Below are 18,346 nucleotides of genomic sequence, written 5' to 3'. Positions count from 1 at the left end.
TCCTTGAAAGTTAAATTATGCTGCTAATTCTACCATCATAACAACGTTATGTCAGAAACGTACTGATAAAGGCATAATATTTCGACAATGGAAGAAAATGAAGATGGCAACCTGATTTAATAATCAATCCGTTCACTTAGGTAATAAAAACAGGGCTTTTTTATTTATTCAGAAAAAATTATAGTGAACAAAAATACTCCCTGTAAGGGCTAATTATGCCGTTTGATTTTTTCTCGCTAGAAATGGCGATCTGTTTTTTTACACTACTGTGCGCTTATTTAGTTTTTGGGATGGCTGGGTTTGGATCCGCTTTGATAGCCACGCCTGTATTAGCAATGTATCTTCCTTTAAATATGATCGTGCCTATATTAGCACTGATTGATTTAACGGCGGCGCTGATCAATCTAGTAAAAGATGGTAAAAACGCGGATTATCAAGAAATAAAATGGATTATTCCACTCATGGTTGTGGGGAGTTTAATTGGTGCGGCTATCTTACTAAAAACACGCCCAGATATTCTGATTTTATTACTTGGTATATTTGTGATTTTTTATGTCATGAACGTCTTTTTTTCAAAGAAAGGCCAATCGCATTTTTCTAAGATATTAGTTGTTCCTTTCAGCTTGATCGGCGGTATTTTTAGTGCGTTATTTGGTAGCGGTGGCTTTATTTATGCTATGTACTTATCAAGCCGCATAGCCGATAAACAGCGCTTTCGCATCACCCAAATGACATTAATAGGCTTTAGCACGTTAACGCGTGTCACAATCTTTTTAGTGATGGGTGTCTATGTGAATGTCGATATTCTGCTGATGGCATTAGCGTTCTCACCCGCAATGTTGATTGGTATTTGGGCTGGGCGCCATATTACCTTGAAAATATCGCGAGAATCTTTCCTGAAAATTATCAATATTATTATTTTAATTTCAGGTATTGCCTTGCTATATCGTTATTTTTTTATTTTGTAACTCACGTCACTGTTAAAGATTTATCAGTATAAAATATAAAGCATGATACAATTACCTTTCGTCATCTCCGGTAATTCCAGATGATGAAGGGTTTTTATATTGTGTTTAACGTTAATAAATAGAATTTAAAATGGAAGCTTTCATTAATGAAAGCAGATTAATATCAAAATGAGCTCTGATAATCAGCGTTTACAGCATTTTCGTCGTACCCCTTCGTTCGCTATTTTTACCATTACAACCAGTATTGCTGTCATTGGTATCGTTATTGGTTTAAGTATCCCAATGGTCGCTTTGCGATTAAATAACTATGGTGTTAGCGAACTCTATATTGGCATTATTTCAGCTGCACCTGCTTTAGGGATGTTTTTAATTGCCCCTATGGTGCAACGGATTGTTCGTTGGTGTGGGAAACGACAAGCAATGCTTATCGCAACCATTATTTCTGCAATAAGTTTGCTACCGTTACTGAGTTCGTTACCATTGTGGCTGCTCTTTCCATTACGTTTGATTACAGGGTTAGCCAGCGGTGTACTGATTTGTTTAGGGGAAACATGGATTAATGAACTTAGCCCTGAAAGCAAGCGAGGCCGTATCCTCGCCATCTACACCACCGTTTTTACCGTGAGCCAACTACTCGGCCCCTCTTTTATTGCTTACTATGGCGTAGAAGATAAATCTCCATTATTGATTTGCACCTTACTTCACCTGATATCTATAGCACTATTTTTAATTATGGAACAAAAGGTGGGTGACCGTATTTCCGCGACAGCCAGTGAATCACGTTTTTCAATTATTCAGTTTGTTAAAGTCGCTCCGGGCATTTGTGCTGGTATTCTATTTTTCGCCTTTTTTGATGGCACGATTTTATCGATGTTCCCTATTTATGGTATGGGAATGGGGCATACTGAGGCGATTGCCGCGATGATGATCAGTGCAATTTTAGCGGGGGATGCGGTGATGCAAATGCCATTTGGATGGTTAGCGGACCATATGAACCGTGAAAAACTGTATCGGATTTGCGGCGTTGTCACATTAGGAGCGAGTTGTTTATTACCTTTCTTGATAACCCACCATTATTTAATTTGGGTCTTGTTATTTGTTTTGGGGGCAACAGCCGGTGCTATTTACACCATTGCGCTCGTGCAAATTGGTCAATATTTTAAAGGCAATGACCTAATTATTGCGAATGCCGCTGCGGCTATGTTATGGGGAATTGGTAATTTGTCCGGGCCGTTATTAGCTGGCGTCGCGACATCTCTTTCGTTGGCGGGGTTACCCGTATTACTCATTTTTATTGCTACAGCGTTTTTGTGGTTTACGCGTGAAAAATATAGCGCCCAAAGCACGCAACAAGCTTAACTAAAAAATAGTGTGCCAGTGGTGATAAACTGGCACAGATTTTTCATTTCTCTACTCAATGCTTTTATAAACAACTAAGTTTTCGGTGAATTCATCGGGGCGGTGGTTGCTCCAAAATAGCGTCATACCTGCGGGAGCTGGCTTGATCTGTTTTGATAACACAATTAACCAGCGGCACTGCTCTGGTTTTTCAAAGCGATCTTGCCGTTGATGTAAGATCTTTGTGTAGTAGTACAGCATAGGGGCTTCGGATTCACCGATATTATCGGATGCCATACAGTCATTAGCATGATAATGGCCTTTTAGATGTTGTTCTAAATCGACAAAGACATCTTTAAACCCTTTGGTATAGTCTATCCAGCCCAAAAATAAGCTGAATGTGATCCCCCATACGATACACATGCCTAGCGTCCAGTTTTGCATGGCACGTAAGGTAATCTGTCGGCTCAATAACGCTCCGCGTAAAAACCAGATGGCGGTGAGGATTGTCGCGACTAGCAAAGCAACTATCGAAAATGGCATTTGGTAACTCATCGGTAGCCATTTACTAAAAGGTGTAAGCCACGCCTGCGTCTGACCCGAAAGGGCGATAAAATAGCAAACCCACAGGAAAATAATAAGTAGTGACCATAGCGTAGCCGCAAAGCATGAGAAACCGCGTAGCACTTTTTCAGGAAGCGCAAGCACGGTTTGGGTCCCTAAGATTGCAAGTGGGGCGATGAAAGGGAGCAAATAGAGCGCTCTACCTGTTGCTGAAATTTGTAAAAATACAATCCCAAGTAGCGGGAAAATGGTGACTAAGTACTCGTTACGGCTACGTAATCGTTTTAACGGATTTCTAATAAAATAGAGGGTAGCCAGTATGCCTGCTGGCAGTGCAAATAGCAGTACGGATGCTGGAACACGTGTTAAGTTCGCTTTGGCACCTAATTTTTCAACAGAGAAGCCTAGAAAACGACCGATATTATTTTCCCAAAACCAAGTCATAAACAGATTGGGATGTTGGCGATAGAGTAAAATAGGCCAAGGTAAAATCAAGATAAGAGCAGCGAGACCGGCGATGATTGCAGGTAGCCAAAAAAGCTTTTGGCGGCAGTGTGGTAGAAAAATCGGGGCTAGCAGTAAGCTTAACCATAACACACCCGGAATAAACACCCCTTTTGATAGCATGGTGATCACTGTGCCAAACATTAGCCATAATGCGGACATCGCAACCTTTTCTTGGCGTATTAGCCCAAGAATGCCGTACAAACCGATAGTAGCACCTGTAATGAGTGCAACATCCGTAAACATATCATGGCTATGCCTTAAAATGCCGGGGGCGCAAAGGTAGAGTGCGAATGCAATCCAAATGCGTTTATCACTAATATGGTCTGTATTGAAGGCACGGCGAGCAAGTAGAATAAAAAATGAAAAGTTAATCACTGAAAATAACAATGTCGCACTGCGCGCCGCATCATAAAGCGGCATAAAGCCAGATAGCAAATGGGCACTGATGGTGGCGACCCAATAGTACAGTGGTGGCTTCTCCATAAACGGTTCGCCAGCATTCGTTGGTACGAGCCAATTACCTGTTTCGAACATAGTTTGGATAATACCAAAGCTATAGTTTTCATCTTGCTTCCACGGAGTGTGCCCGTAAATACCAGGTAAAAGATAGATGGCGAGAAAGCCAATAAATAAAATTAATGACTTTTGATTAGGTGTTAATTTTTTTTGCATTGTTCTTGCAGTGAATATATGTCAGTAATTAATAATTTTATGTGATATTTAATTTTAACGAGATCAAATATAATTAATGTTTACACATAAAAATTGTTAACATGATGAAATTAAAGTTGATTTTTATTTAAATTCTCGTTGTCAGATTATATTTTTGCAGCATTATATTCTATGTAATAAATGCGATTTAAAAAATAAGTTATTTGTCATCCTCTCGCTAATACCCCTCACTATTATTTAGCGAAGCAACACTTAACTCTAACAAAATATTTATTAACTGTAGCTAAACGAAAAGAAAATCCATTCACAATAGAGAGGGTTAATACGTCGGATAGTAAGGATGCCAAATTCGGTAAAACCTCCTCACTGCGCTAGGGATAAAATCTAAAAATTTATGTTAAGTTTGCTTTGTTGTGTGCCATTGCCCCATGTAACTTGAAAACACTTGATCAATACGTCGATTTCGATTGATAATTGCCCGCTTCATAGTCTGCCATCTCTATTGTTAAAGCCAAACGATTGCGTGAGAGTGGGGAGTGAGTAAATTACTCGCTCAATCAGTTTTTTCTAAAAACGTAATCGTTTTCGTCAGTGAGATTAGGCGCTTTTTGTCATATTTAGCAGGGGTATTTCCATGTCTGGCCAACAGGCTTCAACCAATTGCAAATTGGATAAATATTTTAAAATTTCTGCGCGCGGCTCTTCGGTTCGCCGTGAAATTATTGCAGGGTTAACGACATTTTTGGCGATGGTGTATTCCGTCATTGTCGTTCCGGGAATGTTAGGGCAGGCAGGGTTCCCTCCTACAGCTGTCTTTATTGCGACCTGTTTAGTGGCGGGTTTTGGCTCACTATTGATGGGGTTGTGGGCTAACCTGCCAATGGCGATTGGTTGTGCGATTTCACTTACCGCATTTACGGCTTTTAGCTTGGTGTTAGGCCAGAAAATCAGTATCCCTGTTGCTTTAGGGGCCGTGTTTCTTATGGGGTGCCTGTTTACTATTATTTCGGTGACAGGAATTCGTAGCTGGATCCTGCGTAATATGCCTATGGGGATTGCGCACGGTACTGGGATTGGTATTGGGTTATTTTTATTACTGATAGCCGCAAATGGTGTCGGGCTGGTCGTTAAAAACCCAAATGAAGGGCTACCTGTTGCACTTGGCGATTTTACCTCTTTCCCTGTATTAATGGCATTAGCGGGTTTAGCGGTTATTTTTGGCTTAGAGAAGCGTCGCGTGCCCGGTGGTGTTCTGTTGGTGATTATTGCTATTTCAATCATAGGGTTAATTTTTGACCCTGCCGTTAAGTACCAAGGTTTCTTTAAGCTTCCTTCATTAGGTGAAGATGGTTTATCACTGATCATGAGCATGGACATTATGGGGGCCTTGCAACCTATCGTGTTACCAAGCTTATTAGCATTGGTCATGACCGCAGTCTTTGATGCGACAGGAACCATCCGTGCGGTTGCTGGTCAAGCTAACTTGCTGGATAAAGATGGGCAAATTATTAATGGTGGTAAAGCATTAACTGCGGACTCGGTAAGCAGTATCTTTGCTGGAGCGATTGGGGCTTCTCCTGCTGCGGTTTATATCGAATCTGCTGCTGGTACTGCTGCTGGTGGTCGTACGGGGCTTACTGCGGTGGTCGTTGGCCTGTTGTTCTTATTGATTCTATTTTTATCACCTCTGTCTTATTTAGTACCTGCGTATGCGACGGCGCCAGCTTTGATGTATGTCGGTCTGTTGATGTTGAGTAATGTTTCTAAACTGAACTTTGATGACTTTGTCGATTCGATGTCCGGTTTATTATGTGCTGTGTTTATTGTTCTGACCTGTAACATTGTTACTGGCATTATGTTAGGTTTCGCCGCATTGGTGATTGGACGTATCTTTGCAGGTGAGTGGCGTAAGCTGAATATTGGAACCGTGGTTATTGCTGTTCTATTAGTGGCATTTTATGCTGCTGATTTAGCGATTTAAGATTCGTTGTTCTGTGGGGGCTGGCGCATCGGCTGCCCCCTAATGTATTATCGCGATTAATCTTAAAGTTTGAATTATTTTCCCGCCTAGTAGTTAGTTAAGGATAGAATAGACAAAAGGCGGTGAAACATGTGAAATCCGCGGGTTTTCACGAGTTGCTGGCTTTACTGAAAAATTTCATGGCCTGACGAGCTACCTAATATTCTGCTGCGACGGGTCATATTTGGGTTTGGTTCATTTCGTTAATCAGTAAGGGCAACATGGAAATTTTCTTTACTATTCTCATCTTAATTTTGGCAGTTTCTGTTTCAGGTGTGGTGACAAAAGTCATCCCTGTTCGCGTTCCATTACCCTTAATTCAAATCGCGATTGGTGCATTGCTTGCATGGCCTCAGTTTGGATTACATGTCACGTTTGACCCTGAACTCTTTATGGTTCTATTGATCCCGCCATTGCTATTCGTTGATGGCTGGAAAACGCCAACACGTGAATTTTTCCAAAATGGTCGTGAGATTTTCATCCTAGTATTAGTACTGGTATTGGTAACCGTTGTGGGTATCGGTTATCTCATTTACTGGTTAATGCCGGGTATTCCTTTGATTGCTGCATTTGCACTTGCTGCTGTCCTTTCGCCAACGGATGCGGTAGCGCTCTCTTCGATTGTCGGTAAAGGTCGTATACCTAAGCGTATGATGAGCGTGTTGGAAGGCGAAGCATTGATGAATGACGCTTCAGGTCTGGTTGCATTAAAATTTGCGGTTGCGATTGCAATGGAAACCATGATGTTCTCAGTGTCTGGCGTCACGATTGAATTCTTTAAAGTGGCGATAGGTGGTTTGCTATCCGGTATCATTGTGACTTGGGTTTACAGCAAGTCATTGCGCTTAATGAGTCGCTGGAGTGGCGATGATCCTGCAACCCAAATTGTCTTTATGTTATTGCTGCCTTTTGCCTCTTATATGATTGCGGAGCATATCGGTTTCTCAGGCATTTTGGCTGCGGTGGCTGCGGGGATGACAATCACCAAATCTGGGGTGATCCGTAATGCGCCATTAGCGATGAGACTGCGTGCTGATAGCGTATGGTCAATGTTAGAATTCGTATTTAACGGTTTGGTGTTTATCATGCTTGGCTTACAATTGCCGGGGATTTGGGAAACATCAGTACTGCAAGCGGAACTGGATCCTAGCGTAGAAACGTGGATGTTGTTTGCGGCAGTCGCCATTATCTACTTTGCCTTGCTAATTTTGCGTTTTTGTTGGTTATGGCTCATGAAAAGGTTTAGCCGCCTGTTCCTGAAAAAAAGGCCACTGCAATTTGCTAACTATACGGTACGTGAGCTGTGGCTAGCTTCTTTTGCGGGAGTTCGTGGGGCGATTACCTTAGCCGGTGTGCTTTCAGTACCCCTCTTTTTAAGTGATGGTTCACCTTTCCCAGCGCGTTATCAATTAGTCTTTATTGCGGCAGGGGTGATTTTATTCTCAATATTCGCGGGCGTCATCGCGTTACCGCTGTTGCTGCGCAACTTTAAAGTCGGTGATAAAGAAGCGGATATTAACGAAATTCGTATGGCGAAAGCCGCAATGGCTGAAGTCGCCATTGTGAGTTTAAACAAGATGGAAGAGCGTTTATCGGCGGATGTTGATGAAAAATTAGACCCAGAGGATATTAGTGAAGTGGCCTCAAGGGTTACGGGGCATTTGCGCCGACGTACCGCTAGCCAAGATGAAATCGAACATAACTTACAGATTGAAGATTTAGAGCGGCGCTTTAGGCTAACCGCATTACGTGCTGAACGTGGTGAGTTATATCACCTGCGTGCAACGCGTAAAATTAGCAATGAAACGCTGCAATCCTTACTGACGGATCTCGATTTGTTGGAAGCTGTATTGATTGAAAAAGAGCATTAATTGAGAACAATACAATAATGTGGTTACTTGTGATTACGACGCTGCTTTGGGCAGCGTCTTTTAGTCTTATTGGTGAATATCTCGCTGGGCAAGTGGATAGCTGGCTATCCGTCCTAATACGTGTTTCTTTAGCGGCATTGGTCTTCTTGCCATTTTTACGTTGGCGAGGGCTGGGATTCAAAGTGATTGTGCTGTACATGATTGTTGGTGCATGCCAACTCGGTATTATGTATTTCTTTGTGTTCCAAGCGTATCGCCATCTCACCGTCGCGGAATTTTTGTTATTTACGGTACTCACCCCTCTGTATGTGACGCTTATTTATGATCTATTGGAGCGCCAACGTTTACGGATGGGCTATTTGTTTAGCTCGCTACTTGCCGTTATTGGTGCAGCCATCATTCGTTATGACCATCTTAGTGAATCTTTCTGGGTAGGTCTGATATTTGTGCAATTAGCTAATATCTTCTTTGCTGTCGGTCAGGTGGGATATAAGCGTTTGATGGAAATATATCCTATCCCTCAGCATCAAGCTTTTTCATGGTTTTATATCGGTGCAACGCTGGTCGCACTGTTCGGATGGGGGCTATTTGGGGATAAATCGCTAGTGCTAACCACACATGTTCAATGGTGGGTTTTACTGTGGTTAGGTGTTGTGGCTTCTGGCATCGGCTACTTTATGTGGAATTATGGCGCCACAAAAGTAGACGCCGGAACCCTTGCTATCATGAATAATATGATGGTTCCAGCGGGGCTACTGGTTAATTTTGCCATCTGGCAACAGCATCCAGATTGGTTAAGTTTTACCATTGGAGCGAGCCTGATTGTCGCGTCTCTGTGGGTACATAGGCGTTGGATACTTTCACCGGTTTCACGTAAGACAGATTCTCAACGGCATGATTAGTGGCCGTTTTGGTAAAAGCTTCAATAGCGGGTTGGCGTTGCTCTCCTTCACGGCATGCAGCGTACAACCGGCTCCACAAACCACTCCCTAATGTTTTTATACTAATTAACCCCTGTTTTTCAAACGAATCCACCGCCCAATGTGGTAATGCGGCGATCCCCATTTTAGCTGCTACCATCTGTATTAAAATCAATGTATTATCAACGGCTTTCACCTTTGGTGAAACCCCGGCTGGCTGTAAGAAATGGCGCCAAACATCAAAGCGATGACGTTGTACTGGGTAAATTAGTAAGGTCTCATCGGCGAGATCATGAGGCTCGATAATCGGTTTTTTTGCTAAAGGGTGATCATTAGCCACAATTAATTTTACTTCATAATCAAACAGCGGCGTGTAGTGGATCTCTTTATCAGCCAAGATATCTGAAGTCAGTACAATATCCAGCTCTCGTGAAAGTAATTCGGGCTGCGGGTCAAAAGTCACTCCCGATTTAAAATCCACTGAAACTTGCGGCCATGTTTGCCTAAATTGCTGTAATGCAGGTGTTAGCCATTGAATGCAGCTATGGCATTCGATAGCGATACGTAGCGTCGACACGCCCGGTTCATTACAAATACGAATAGCATCTTTCACCATTGGTAATACTTGGTGTGCCAGTTGCAATAGCACTTCCCCTTGCGGTGTAAATCGTAATGGCTGGCTTTTACGAATAAATAGCTTAAAGCCCAAACGATGTTCTAAGTCACTAAATTGATGTGACAATGCTGACTGAGTCTGGTGCAGGTAAGTTGCAGCCGCTGCCAATGAGCCATGTTGGCTGAGCGCATGCAATGTTTTTAGATGTTTTAATTCGATCATGAGAAACCTTCAAGATGACAATGAATAATTTGCGCTTGTGCTTTATACAGTACCTGTTGATTATAGATGTGTAAACATCTAGACGGCTAAAAATTTTAAGGGGTCAATATGTCTGTTATAAATCATACACTTGGATTTCCTCGTGTCGGTCTGAAAAGGGAGCTAAAACGCGCACAAGAAGATTATTGGGCTGGAAAAATTGACCAAGCAGCGCTTTTAGCAACGGGTCGTGAATTACGTGCTCGTCACTGGCAACAACAAAAAGATGCCGGTGTGCAACTATTACCGGTCGGTGATTTTGCTTGGTATGACCAAGTATTAACGACGAGCTTATTGCTGGGGAATGTACCTCCACGTCATCAAAACGAAGATGGCTCAATTGATTTAGATACACTATTTAGAGTGGCTCGTGGCCGCGCGCCAACAGGAAAGCCAGCAGCGGCAGGCGAGATGACTAAGTGGTTCAATACCAATTACCACTACATCGTACCTGAGTTCCAAAAAGGGCAGAAATTCAGCTTATCATGGACACAACTGTTTGATGAAGTCGATGAAGCGTTAGCACTAGGCCATACTATCAAACCTGTTGTAATTGGTCCGTTGACTTACCTATGGTTAGGCAAAGTAAAAGGTGAATCATTCGATTGTTTATCATTATTGAATGATCTGCTACCTGTCTATCAAGAAATTCTTGCACGTTTAGCGCAAAAAGGAATTGAGTGGGTACAAATTGATGAGCCAGCACTGGTGTTAGATTTACCAACAGAGTGGCAGCAGGCGTATCAAACGGCTTATCAAGCGTTAGCTGGGAAAACCAAACTGTTGCTGACAACCTATTTTGATGGCATCAGTCACCATCTGGATCTGATTAAACAGCTACCAGTACAGGGATTGCATGTTGATGTTGTCGCTGGGCAAGATGACATCGAAAAATTACACCAAGCGCTACCACAAGATTGGGTGCTCTCATTAGGCATTATCAATGGTCGTAACGTATGGAAAGCTGACTTAGGTGAAAAGTTTGCACGTATTAAGCCGTTGTTAGGCCAACGTAATTTGTGGGTCGGCTCATCGTGTTCACTACTCCATAGCCCTATCGATCTCAACGATGAGACTCGCTTAGATGAAGAAGTGAAAAGTTGGTTTGCTTTTGCGCTACAAAAATGTGCGGAATTAGCATTACTAAGCCAAGCGTTAAATGAGCCAACGGCAGAGCATCTTGCTGGATTAGAACAATACAGCGCTCCGGTTCGTGCTCGTAAGACATCAACTCGTGTCAATAATGCGGCGGTCAATCAGCGTTTGCAAGGGATCCGTAAAGGGGATGCTGAACGTAATAGCCCATATGAAATACGCGCTCAACGTCAACGTGAACGCTTTAATTTGCCATTATGGCCAACCACAACAATTGGTTCGTTCCCACAAACGAGTGAAATTAGAACACTGCGCCTTGATTTCAAAAAAGGTAACTTAGATAAAACGCACTATCGTACCAGTATCAGTGAACACATTAAGCAGGCGATTAAAGAGCAAGAACTGCTTGATATTGATGTGTTAGTGCATGGTGAAGCCGAACGTAACGACATGGTTGAATACTTTGGTGAGCATTTTGACGGTTATGTCTTTACACAAAATGGCTGGGTACAAAGCTATGGTTCGCGCTGTGTGAAACCCCCCGTCATTATTGGAGATATTAGCCGACCAGAAGCTATCACGGTAGAGTGGGCGAAATACGCACAATCGCTGACTGAAAAGCCAGTCAAAGGGATGTTAACGGGGCCTGTGACTATCCTATGTTGGTCATTCCCGCGTGAAGACATTAGTCGTGAAACAATTGCCAAACAAATTGCTTTGGCGCTACGCGATGAAGTGGATGATCTACAAAAAGCGGGGATTGGCATTATTCAAATCGATGAGCCTGCACTTCGCGAAGGCTTGCCATTACGTAAGGATGAGTGGGCTGAATATTTAAATTGGGCAGTAGAAGCATTTAAACTCAGTGCGGCAATTGCCGATGATGACACTCAGATCCACACCCATATGTGTTATTGCGAGTTCAATGACATCATGGATTCGATTGCTGCGCTGGATGCTGATGTGATCACGATTGAGACTTCGCGCTCTGACATGGAATTGTTGGATGCTTTCGAAGACTTCCATTATCCCAATGAAATTGGCCCAGGTGTATATGATATTCACTCACCAAACGTGCCAAATGTTGAGTGGATTGTGGCGCTACTGAGAAAAGCTGCTAAACGTGTTCCGGTTGAACGTCTGTGGGTGAACCCTGACTGTGGCTTGAAAACCCGTGGTTGGACAGAGACACGTCAATCATTGGCTAACATGGTGGAAGCTGCTAAAAGGTTAAGAAGCGAATACTAAGCTAAATATTGGTGAGTGGTAGGTTAGCATGTTGGTTAACCTACCACTTTTGCTTTGATGAGGCAGTATTAACCAAACAACTTTTCTTTCAGCATATTCATGCCAACTGCAGACAAATCAACGTGTTCTGGCAGAACACCTTCTGGTGTAGCTTGATTAACGAGTTTTGGGAGATATTTGGCGATCAATTCTGTCGTTTCTTGCGGGTCAATACCCACTTTTTGAGCTAATTGTTGGATATCTAAGTTACCAAAAACTTGAATTAATTGGTTAACGCTCACAGGTAGGTTCTCAGAGTTACTGATCCATGATTGAATAATGTCACCTAAGCCTTGTTGGTTAAATTTATCAACAACCCCTGCTAACCCACCTTGTTTATCAATCCATTCAATTACGGATTGAAACTGGCTCATTTTATCACCGGCAACCATGGTGATCAGTTGATCGAACAAACCCATTTAATACTCCTCATTATTTCTCAAACTGTGGGCTTCAACAGCGTGTTCAGTGCGTTAAAGGATCCCTAAAAATTAAGTAATCGGCTATTTTGGTCAATTTCAGCGAGGCGTCAATCAAAAATGATGCTATTGCGATTTAACTGAACGGAAAAGCGGAAAAGTTTTATTTTTTACATTTGATAGGTATAAACCACGCTCTCATCACATTTTTTATCACATTGCGATGTGAATTGTTTTGTGAATTACCAAAAATTAAAAACGCATTAAAAACAATAAATTAAAATAATATTGGTGATTTTTTATATTATTCATAATGTGATATCCATCATGTGTTTGTGAATTTTGTTATGTGAGAATTCACATCAATAACAAAGATTAACAACATCAGGGGTTGTTATGGGAAATTTCGTTAAGAACGTCGGTGTTATTGGCTTAGGCTCAATGGGTATGGGGATCGCTAAATCCCTAATAAAAAATAATATTCCTACCTATGGCTTTGACCTAAACCAAGATGCCTGCCAAACCTTAAAGCAAGCCGGTGCTGTCGCAGTAGGCCAAAATGCGGCGGAGTACGCTCAACATCTGCAAGCTTTACTGTTAGTTGTCGTCAATGGTCGCCAAGTCGAGGCAATCCTATTTGGTGGCGATAAGCCTCTGGTAGAGCAGTTGCAGCCAGGCACTATTATTATGTTGCATAGTACGCTATCTGCTGAGCAAACAAAACAGATTGCTCAGCGTTTGGCGCAATATCAGTTACCACTGATGGATGCACCTATTTCAGGCGGCGCGCTGAAAGCGGCAGAAGGCAAACTAACGGTGATGGCATCTGGCGCTCCGATCTTGTTTGAACAGCTTAACGAAGTTTTTGAGGCGATAGCTGAGCGTTTATATCGTGTCGGTGATGAGGTGGGGTTGGGGTCGACAGTAAAAACCATCCATCAACTACTTGCTGGGGTTCATATTGCGGTTGCTGCCGAAAGCATGGCATTAGCCGCTAAAGCGGGTATCGACCTGAATATGATGTATGACATCGTGACACATGCAGCGGGTAACTCGTGGATGTTTGAGAACCGTATGCAGCATGTTCTTGATGGTGATTATACGCCCAAATCGTCCGTTGATATTTTTGTGAAAGACTTAGGGTTGGTCATGGAAACAGGGAAAGCCTTGAACTTCCCATTACCTATCGCGGCCACTGCTCATCAAATGTTTATCTCTGCAAGTAACGAAGGTTTTGGCCTTCAAGATGACAGTGCAGTGATCAAAACTTTCAAAGGCATTGCTTTACCGGAGAAAAAAGTATGACTGTGAAATTAGGTGTGATTGCCGATGATTTTACTGGTGCAACCGACATCGCAGGATTTATGGTCCAGAACGGCTGGCGAGTCGTTCAATTACTGAATGAACCAGATGACAATACAGTCGTACCACACGATGTTGATGCGATTGTTATCAGCCTAAAAAGCCGTTCTTGTCCTGTAGATGAAGCAATTAACGCATCGTTAAACGCATGTCGTTGGTTAAAGCAACAAGCACACTGCCAACAAATTTTCTTTAAATATTGCTCCACATTTGATTCCACTGACAAAGGCAATATTGGCCCAGTGACTGACGCGTTGATGAAGCAGCTTGATACTCAAGTTGCACTGATTTGTCCTGCACTGCCCATTAATGGCAGAACCGTGGTTCACGGGCATTTATTTGTCAATGGTCAGCTGCTCAATGAAAGTGGTATGCAGCATCACCCCGTGACGCCAATGAAGGATGCTAACTTGATGAGGGTGATGGAAAAGCAATCAGAAGGTAAAGCTGGACTGATCCCATTATCTGATATTCAGCAAGGCAGCACGCTAATTAAACAGCGTTTAGCAACCTTAGCCGAGCAAGGTGCGAGTTACATCGTTGTTGATTCATTAACAATGAATGATTTGTTACCGATCGCCAAAGCGGTAAAAGAGATGCCTTTACTGACAGGTGGCTCTGGACTTGGGGCGGCATTAGCCAATGTGGATACCGGATGTGAATGGGGGGCAGGTGGTAGCCGTGGTGAAACGCCTAGCCGCCAAGGCCGTCAGACTGTGATTTTATCTGGCAGTTGCTCAGCAATGACCAACAAACAAGTGCAAAACTACCAACAAATTGCACCTGCTAAAGTCGTGGATGTCGGGGAGTGTATTGATAACCCTCTCTATGCCCAACAATTAGCAACGTGGGTTCAAGAGCAAAAATTAACAGGACTCGCACCACTATTATATGCGACCCAACCACCTGAAATTCTGAGAAAAATTCAAGAGACGTATGGGGCAGATATAGCGAGTAGCGCAGTGGAAAATGTGTTTGGGGAAGTGGTAAAACTTTTACAAGCACAAGGTTATAACACCTTTATTATTGCGGGTGGCGAAACATCCGGCAAAGTCGTTCAAAGCCTAGGAACCGAGCAATTAAGCATTGGTGCGCCAATCGCACCGGGCGTTCCATGGGTTCAAGATTTAACAAGCGGTCACTGGTTGGCACTCAAATCGGGTAATTTCGGCCAAGAGAATTTCTTCCAGTACGCACAGGAGATGTTTAATGAGTGAAGAAAAGGCACTACGCCAAGAGCTGGCTGATTGGGCTAAATCGATGTTTAACCGTGGCTATAGTAGTGGCGGAGCTGGAAACATCAGTGCCAAACTTCCGGATGGGAACATTATCGTCACGCCAACTAACTCCAGCTTTGGGGATTTAGATCCTGAAAGACTAAGTAAGTTGGATGCAGAAGGGAACTGGATCGATGGCGATAAGCCCACTAAAGAAGTCTCTATGCATATGGCGATGTATCGACAGCGTCCTGATTGCCGAGCGGTGGTTCACTTACACTCCCCTTGGCTAACCGCACTGTCGTGTTTATCAGGGCTTGATAGCAGCAATTGCTTGCCGCCAATCACGCCTTATTACGTGATGCGAGTCGGCAAATTGCCATTAATTCAATACTTGCCACCGGGGGATGACCGTATTGGTGAAGAAATTGAAAAATTGGCTCCTAACCATAACGCAGTACTGCTATCGAATCATGGACCCGTTGTTGGCGGTAAAACCTTAAGGCAAGCTTTCTTCAATGCTGAAGAGTTGGAAGATACGGCGCGTTTATATATCACATTACGCCAGCAAGGTTTTACAACACTCACTGAAGAGCAAGTTAACGAGCTAGAAAGCCGTTATCCAAAGAAATGAGGCACCTGATATGGCTAAATTTGCAGCAAACCTCAGTATGATGTTTAACGAAGTTCCTTTTATTCAGCGCTTTGAACGCGCTGCACAAGCGGGCTTTACTGGCGTTGAATATCTTTTCCCCTATGAAGAACAACCTGAAGCGATAGCTGAACAGTTGGAAAAATATGGTTTAACTCAAGCGCTGTTCAACATGCCAGCGGGCGATTGGGCGGCGGGTGAACGCGGCATGGCATCTATTCCGGGTCGTGAAGATGAGTTCGCACAAGGCGTACAGACGGCACTGAAATATGCCAAAGCGTTGGGTTGTAAGCAGGTGCATGCGATGGCAGGTAAATTGGATGCCCGATTTACCCCTGAACAGCAGCAAGCGTGTTTTATTAAAAATATTCAATATGCCGCAGATATTATGGCTGAGCATGGCATTCGTGTATTAATTGAGCCTATCAATACGCGTGATATGCCGGGTTACTTTTTGACTACGCAAAAGCAAGCTGAGGCATTGCTACCAAAGATCGCACGTGAAAATGTGTTTATTCAATTGGATCTCTATCACTGCCAAATCATGGAAGGTGATTTATTGAAAACAATTGAGCGTTTATGGGGTAAATTTAGTCATATTCAGATAGCTTCAGTTCCTTATCGTCATGAGCCTGATAGCGGTGAAGTCAATTACCCATGGATTTTCAAACAATTAGATGAAATGGGATATCAAGGTTGGCTTGGATGTGAATATCACCCCGCAGGTCGTACCGAAGACGGTTTAGGTTGGCTGAAACAAGCACAGTCTTAAACAGGAGAGCCTATGATCCCTTCAGAGCGTCGTGATTTTATTTACCGTTACGTCCATGAGTACCAAACCGTGTCGATTAACGACTTGGTGGAGCTAATGAATGTGTCGCATATGACGGTAAGACGTGATATCCGCATGCTAGAAGAGGAAGGGAAAGTCGTTGCAATAAGCGGTGGTGTTCGGTTAAACGATGCGTTACGCCAAGAGCTTCCTTGGAGTGAGAAAGCGCGTTTACATCACCGAAGCAAACGTGAAATAGGTAAATTTGCCTCATCGCTCGTTGAAGATGGGCAAGTGGTTTATCTCGATGCGGGAACAACGACATTTGAGATAGCCCGTGTGCTGGGTGAACGGTTTAATTTGACGATTGTGACTAATGATTTTTCCATCATGCAGTATTTGATGAACAAATCACAACTCAATCTGTATCACACGGGGGGGCAAGTGGATAAACGTAACCATTCGTGTGTTGGCAATACCGCCGCAATGATGCTGAAAACCCTAAATGTTGATGTGGCATTTATTAGCACTAGCTCTTGGGATTTACTGCATGGGGTTTCCACGCCTCATGAAGAAAAAGTACAAATAAAACAAACATTACTGGATGTTGCTCGGCGCTGTGTGCTGGTTTCTGACAGTAGCAAATTTGGTAAATATGGCATGTTCCGTGTTTGCCCACTAAATCAATTGCACGACATTATTTGTGATGATCAGCTACCAAACGATGCTGTGCAGCGGATAACAGAACAAAATATAAAACTTCATTTAATAAAGACATAAATAATCTTACCTAATGATGAATAGCTCAAATTAGGGCTATTCAAGGAGAATAACAATGAAAGTTATCATTACAGGCGGCGCTGGCTTTTTGGGTCAGCAGCTAGCCGCTGCTTTACTTAAAAACAGCCAGGGTTTTAAATTTGACCAACTCGTTTTAGCGGATATTCAGTGCCCTACATCGCCAATTGAAGACGCTAGAGTGAGTTGTGTTGCAACAGATTTAACTCAGCCGGGTGCCGCTGATAAGCTGATTGATGCGCAAACCGACATCGTTTATCACCTCGCTGCTATTGTGAGTAGTCATGCTGAAAGCGATTTTGATTTAGGCATGAAAGTAAATTTCGAAGCGACTCGCCAATTATTGGAAGTGGCTCGTGCTAAAAACCCTGCAATGAAGTTTATCTTTACCAGTTCATTAGCAGTATTTGGCGGTGAACTACCTGACGTTATCACCGACCTTTGTGTGGTTAACCCGCAATCATCGTATGGTGCACAAAAAGCGATGTGCGAATTGATGGTTAATGACTATTCACGTAAAGGCTATGTTGATGGACGTGTGTTACGCCTACCAACAATCAGTGTGCGCCCTGGCGTTCCGAACAAAGCCGCTTCTTCATTTGCCAGTGGCATCATTCGTGAGCCATTAAATGGGGTTGAGAGTGTTTGCCCTGTTTCACCTGAACTTGCGTTGTGGCTCTCGAGTCCAGAAACGGTTGTCAGTAATTTCATTCATGCTGCAACCATTTCAGCAGAGCAATTTGGCTTGTCTCGTACGGTTAACTTACCGGGGATCACTGTGACAGTTCAAGGGATGATTGATGCTCTACGTGATGTCGCAGGCCAAAAAGCGGTTGATCTGATCCGTTTTGAACCGGATGAAGCCATTAACCGTATTGTCGCAAGTTGGCCGGGTAAATTCGATATTAGCCGTGCTTTAGGCCTTGGTTTCCGTGCAGATGGTTCGTTTGCTGATGCAATTCGTTCATTCATCACTCACCACGGCTCACAGCAATAGGGGATAAGCT

The 18,346-nt window shown here is 43.2% G+C and carries 15 protein-coding genes; 12 read left to right on the top strand and 3 right to left on the bottom strand.

The annotated features are described in order from the left end of the window. Nucleotides 1–215 precede the first annotated feature (215 nt). Together PR709_RS16135 and PR709_RS16130 are read left to right on the top strand one after the other, a co-directional pair. A complete protein-coding gene (locus tag PR709_RS16135; protein ID WP_004924467.1) occupies nucleotides 216–968 on the top strand; it encodes a sulfite exporter TauE/SafE family protein in 753 nt (250 codons plus the stop codon). A gap of 168 nt (nucleotides 969–1,136) precedes the next feature. Then, entirely contained in the window at nucleotides 1,137–2,327 is a 1,191-nt protein-coding gene (locus tag PR709_RS16130; RefSeq protein ID WP_004924464.1) for an MFS transporter, read from the top strand. Nucleotides 2,328–2,378: 51 nt separating this feature from the next. Here PR709_RS16130 and PR709_RS16125 read toward each other — a convergent pair whose 3' ends face one another. Continuing rightward, nucleotides 2,379–4,049: an ArnT family glycosyltransferase gene (locus PR709_RS16125; RefSeq protein WP_154611373.1), complete on the bottom strand. Its 1,671-nt coding sequence runs from the start codon at nucleotides 4,047–4,049 to the stop codon at nucleotides 2,379–2,381. A gap of 634 nt (nucleotides 4,050–4,683) precedes the next feature. Between PR709_RS16125 and PR709_RS16120 the strand changes: the two genes are divergently transcribed. From PR709_RS16120 to PR709_RS16110, 3 genes are all read left to right on the top strand, one after another. Beyond that, on the top strand, nucleotides 4,684–6,030 hold the full coding sequence (locus tag PR709_RS16120; protein ID WP_004924678.1) for an NCS2 family permease: 1,347 nt from the start codon (nucleotides 4,684–4,686) through the stop codon (nucleotides 6,028–6,030). A 260-nt stretch (nucleotides 6,031–6,290) separates the two neighbouring features. Then, on the top strand, nucleotides 6,291–7,940 hold the full coding sequence (locus PR709_RS16115; RefSeq protein WP_004924681.1) for a Na+/H+ antiporter: 1,650 nt from the start codon (nucleotides 6,291–6,293) through the stop codon (nucleotides 7,938–7,940). 17 nt (nucleotides 7,941–7,957) lie between these two features. Then, nucleotides 7,958–8,842 carry a carboxylate/amino acid/amine transporter gene (locus PR709_RS16110; protein ID WP_272570997.1) on the top strand — a complete coding sequence of 295 codons (885 nt, stop codon included), beginning with the start codon at nucleotides 7,958–7,960 and terminating at the stop codon, nucleotides 8,840–8,842. On the opposite strand, the gene metR is transcribed toward PR709_RS16110, so the two are convergent. Continuing rightward, on the bottom strand, nucleotides 8,742–9,698 hold the full coding sequence (gene metR, locus PR709_RS16105; RefSeq protein ID WP_004924682.1) for an HTH-type transcriptional regulator MetR: 957 nt from the start codon (nucleotides 9,696–9,698) through the stop codon (nucleotides 8,742–8,744). The genes PR709_RS16110 and metR overlap by 101 nt on opposite strands. Nucleotides 9,699–9,806: 108 nt before the next feature. Here metR and metE point away from each other — a divergent pair, with 108 nt between their 5' ends. After that, the gene (gene metE, locus PR709_RS16100; RefSeq protein ID WP_004924684.1) at nucleotides 9,807–12,080 is read left to right on the top strand and encodes a 5-methyltetrahydropteroyltriglutamate--homocysteine S-methyltransferase; all 2,274 of its coding nucleotides are present in this window, start codon (nucleotides 9,807–9,809) and stop codon (nucleotides 12,078–12,080) included. Nucleotides 12,081–12,148: 68 nt separating this feature from the next. On the opposite strand, the gene PR709_RS16095 is transcribed toward metE, so the two are convergent. Then, nucleotides 12,149–12,538 carry a YidB family protein gene (locus PR709_RS16095; RefSeq protein ID WP_004924685.1) on the bottom strand — a complete coding sequence of 130 codons (390 nt, stop codon included), beginning with the start codon at nucleotides 12,536–12,538 and terminating at the stop codon, nucleotides 12,149–12,151. A gap of 396 nt (nucleotides 12,539–12,934) precedes the next feature. Here PR709_RS16095 and ltnD point away from each other — a divergent pair, with 396 nt between their 5' ends. From ltnD to denD, 6 genes are read left to right on the top strand one after another with little or no spacing between them, the layout of a single operon-like run. After that, nucleotides 12,935–13,843: an L-threonate dehydrogenase gene (ltnD, locus tag PR709_RS16090; RefSeq protein ID WP_004924688.1), complete on the top strand. Its 909-nt coding sequence runs from the start codon at nucleotides 12,935–12,937 to the stop codon at nucleotides 13,841–13,843. Next, a complete protein-coding gene (gene otnK, locus PR709_RS16085) occupies nucleotides 13,840–15,117 on the top strand; it encodes a 3-oxo-tetronate kinase (protein ID WP_004924691.1) in 1,278 nt (425 codons plus the stop codon). The genes ltnD and otnK overlap by 4 nt, the downstream gene beginning before the upstream one ends. After that, on the top strand, nucleotides 15,110–15,751 hold the full coding sequence (otnC, locus tag PR709_RS16080) for a 3-oxo-tetronate 4-phosphate decarboxylase (RefSeq protein ID WP_004924692.1): 642 nt from the start codon (nucleotides 15,110–15,112) through the stop codon (nucleotides 15,749–15,751). Before otnK ends, otnC begins: the two co-directional genes overlap by 8 nt. Nucleotides 15,752–15,761: 10 nt before the next feature. Continuing rightward, complete coding sequence (gene otnI / locus PR709_RS16075) at nucleotides 15,762–16,541, top strand: 2-oxo-tetronate isomerase (RefSeq protein WP_004924693.1); 780 nt, start codon at nucleotides 15,762–15,764, stop codon at nucleotides 16,539–16,541. A 12-nt stretch (nucleotides 16,542–16,553) separates the two neighbouring features. Next, complete coding sequence (locus PR709_RS16070; protein WP_004924695.1) at nucleotides 16,554–17,321, top strand: DeoR/GlpR family DNA-binding transcription regulator; 768 nt, start codon at nucleotides 16,554–16,556, stop codon at nucleotides 17,319–17,321. 55 nt (nucleotides 17,322–17,376) lie between these two features. Then, a complete protein-coding gene (denD, locus tag PR709_RS16065) occupies nucleotides 17,377–18,336 on the top strand; it encodes a D-erythronate dehydrogenase (protein WP_004924696.1) in 960 nt (319 codons plus the stop codon). Nucleotides 18,337–18,346 lie beyond the last annotated feature (10 nt).

Source organism: Providencia sp. PROV267, from assembly GCF_028477825.1.
GTDB lineage: Bacteria > Pseudomonadota > Gammaproteobacteria > Enterobacterales > Enterobacteriaceae > Providencia > Providencia stuartii.
The sequence above is the reverse complement of the archived record's forward strand: the minus strand, read 5'-3'. Positions and strand labels throughout refer to the sequence as shown.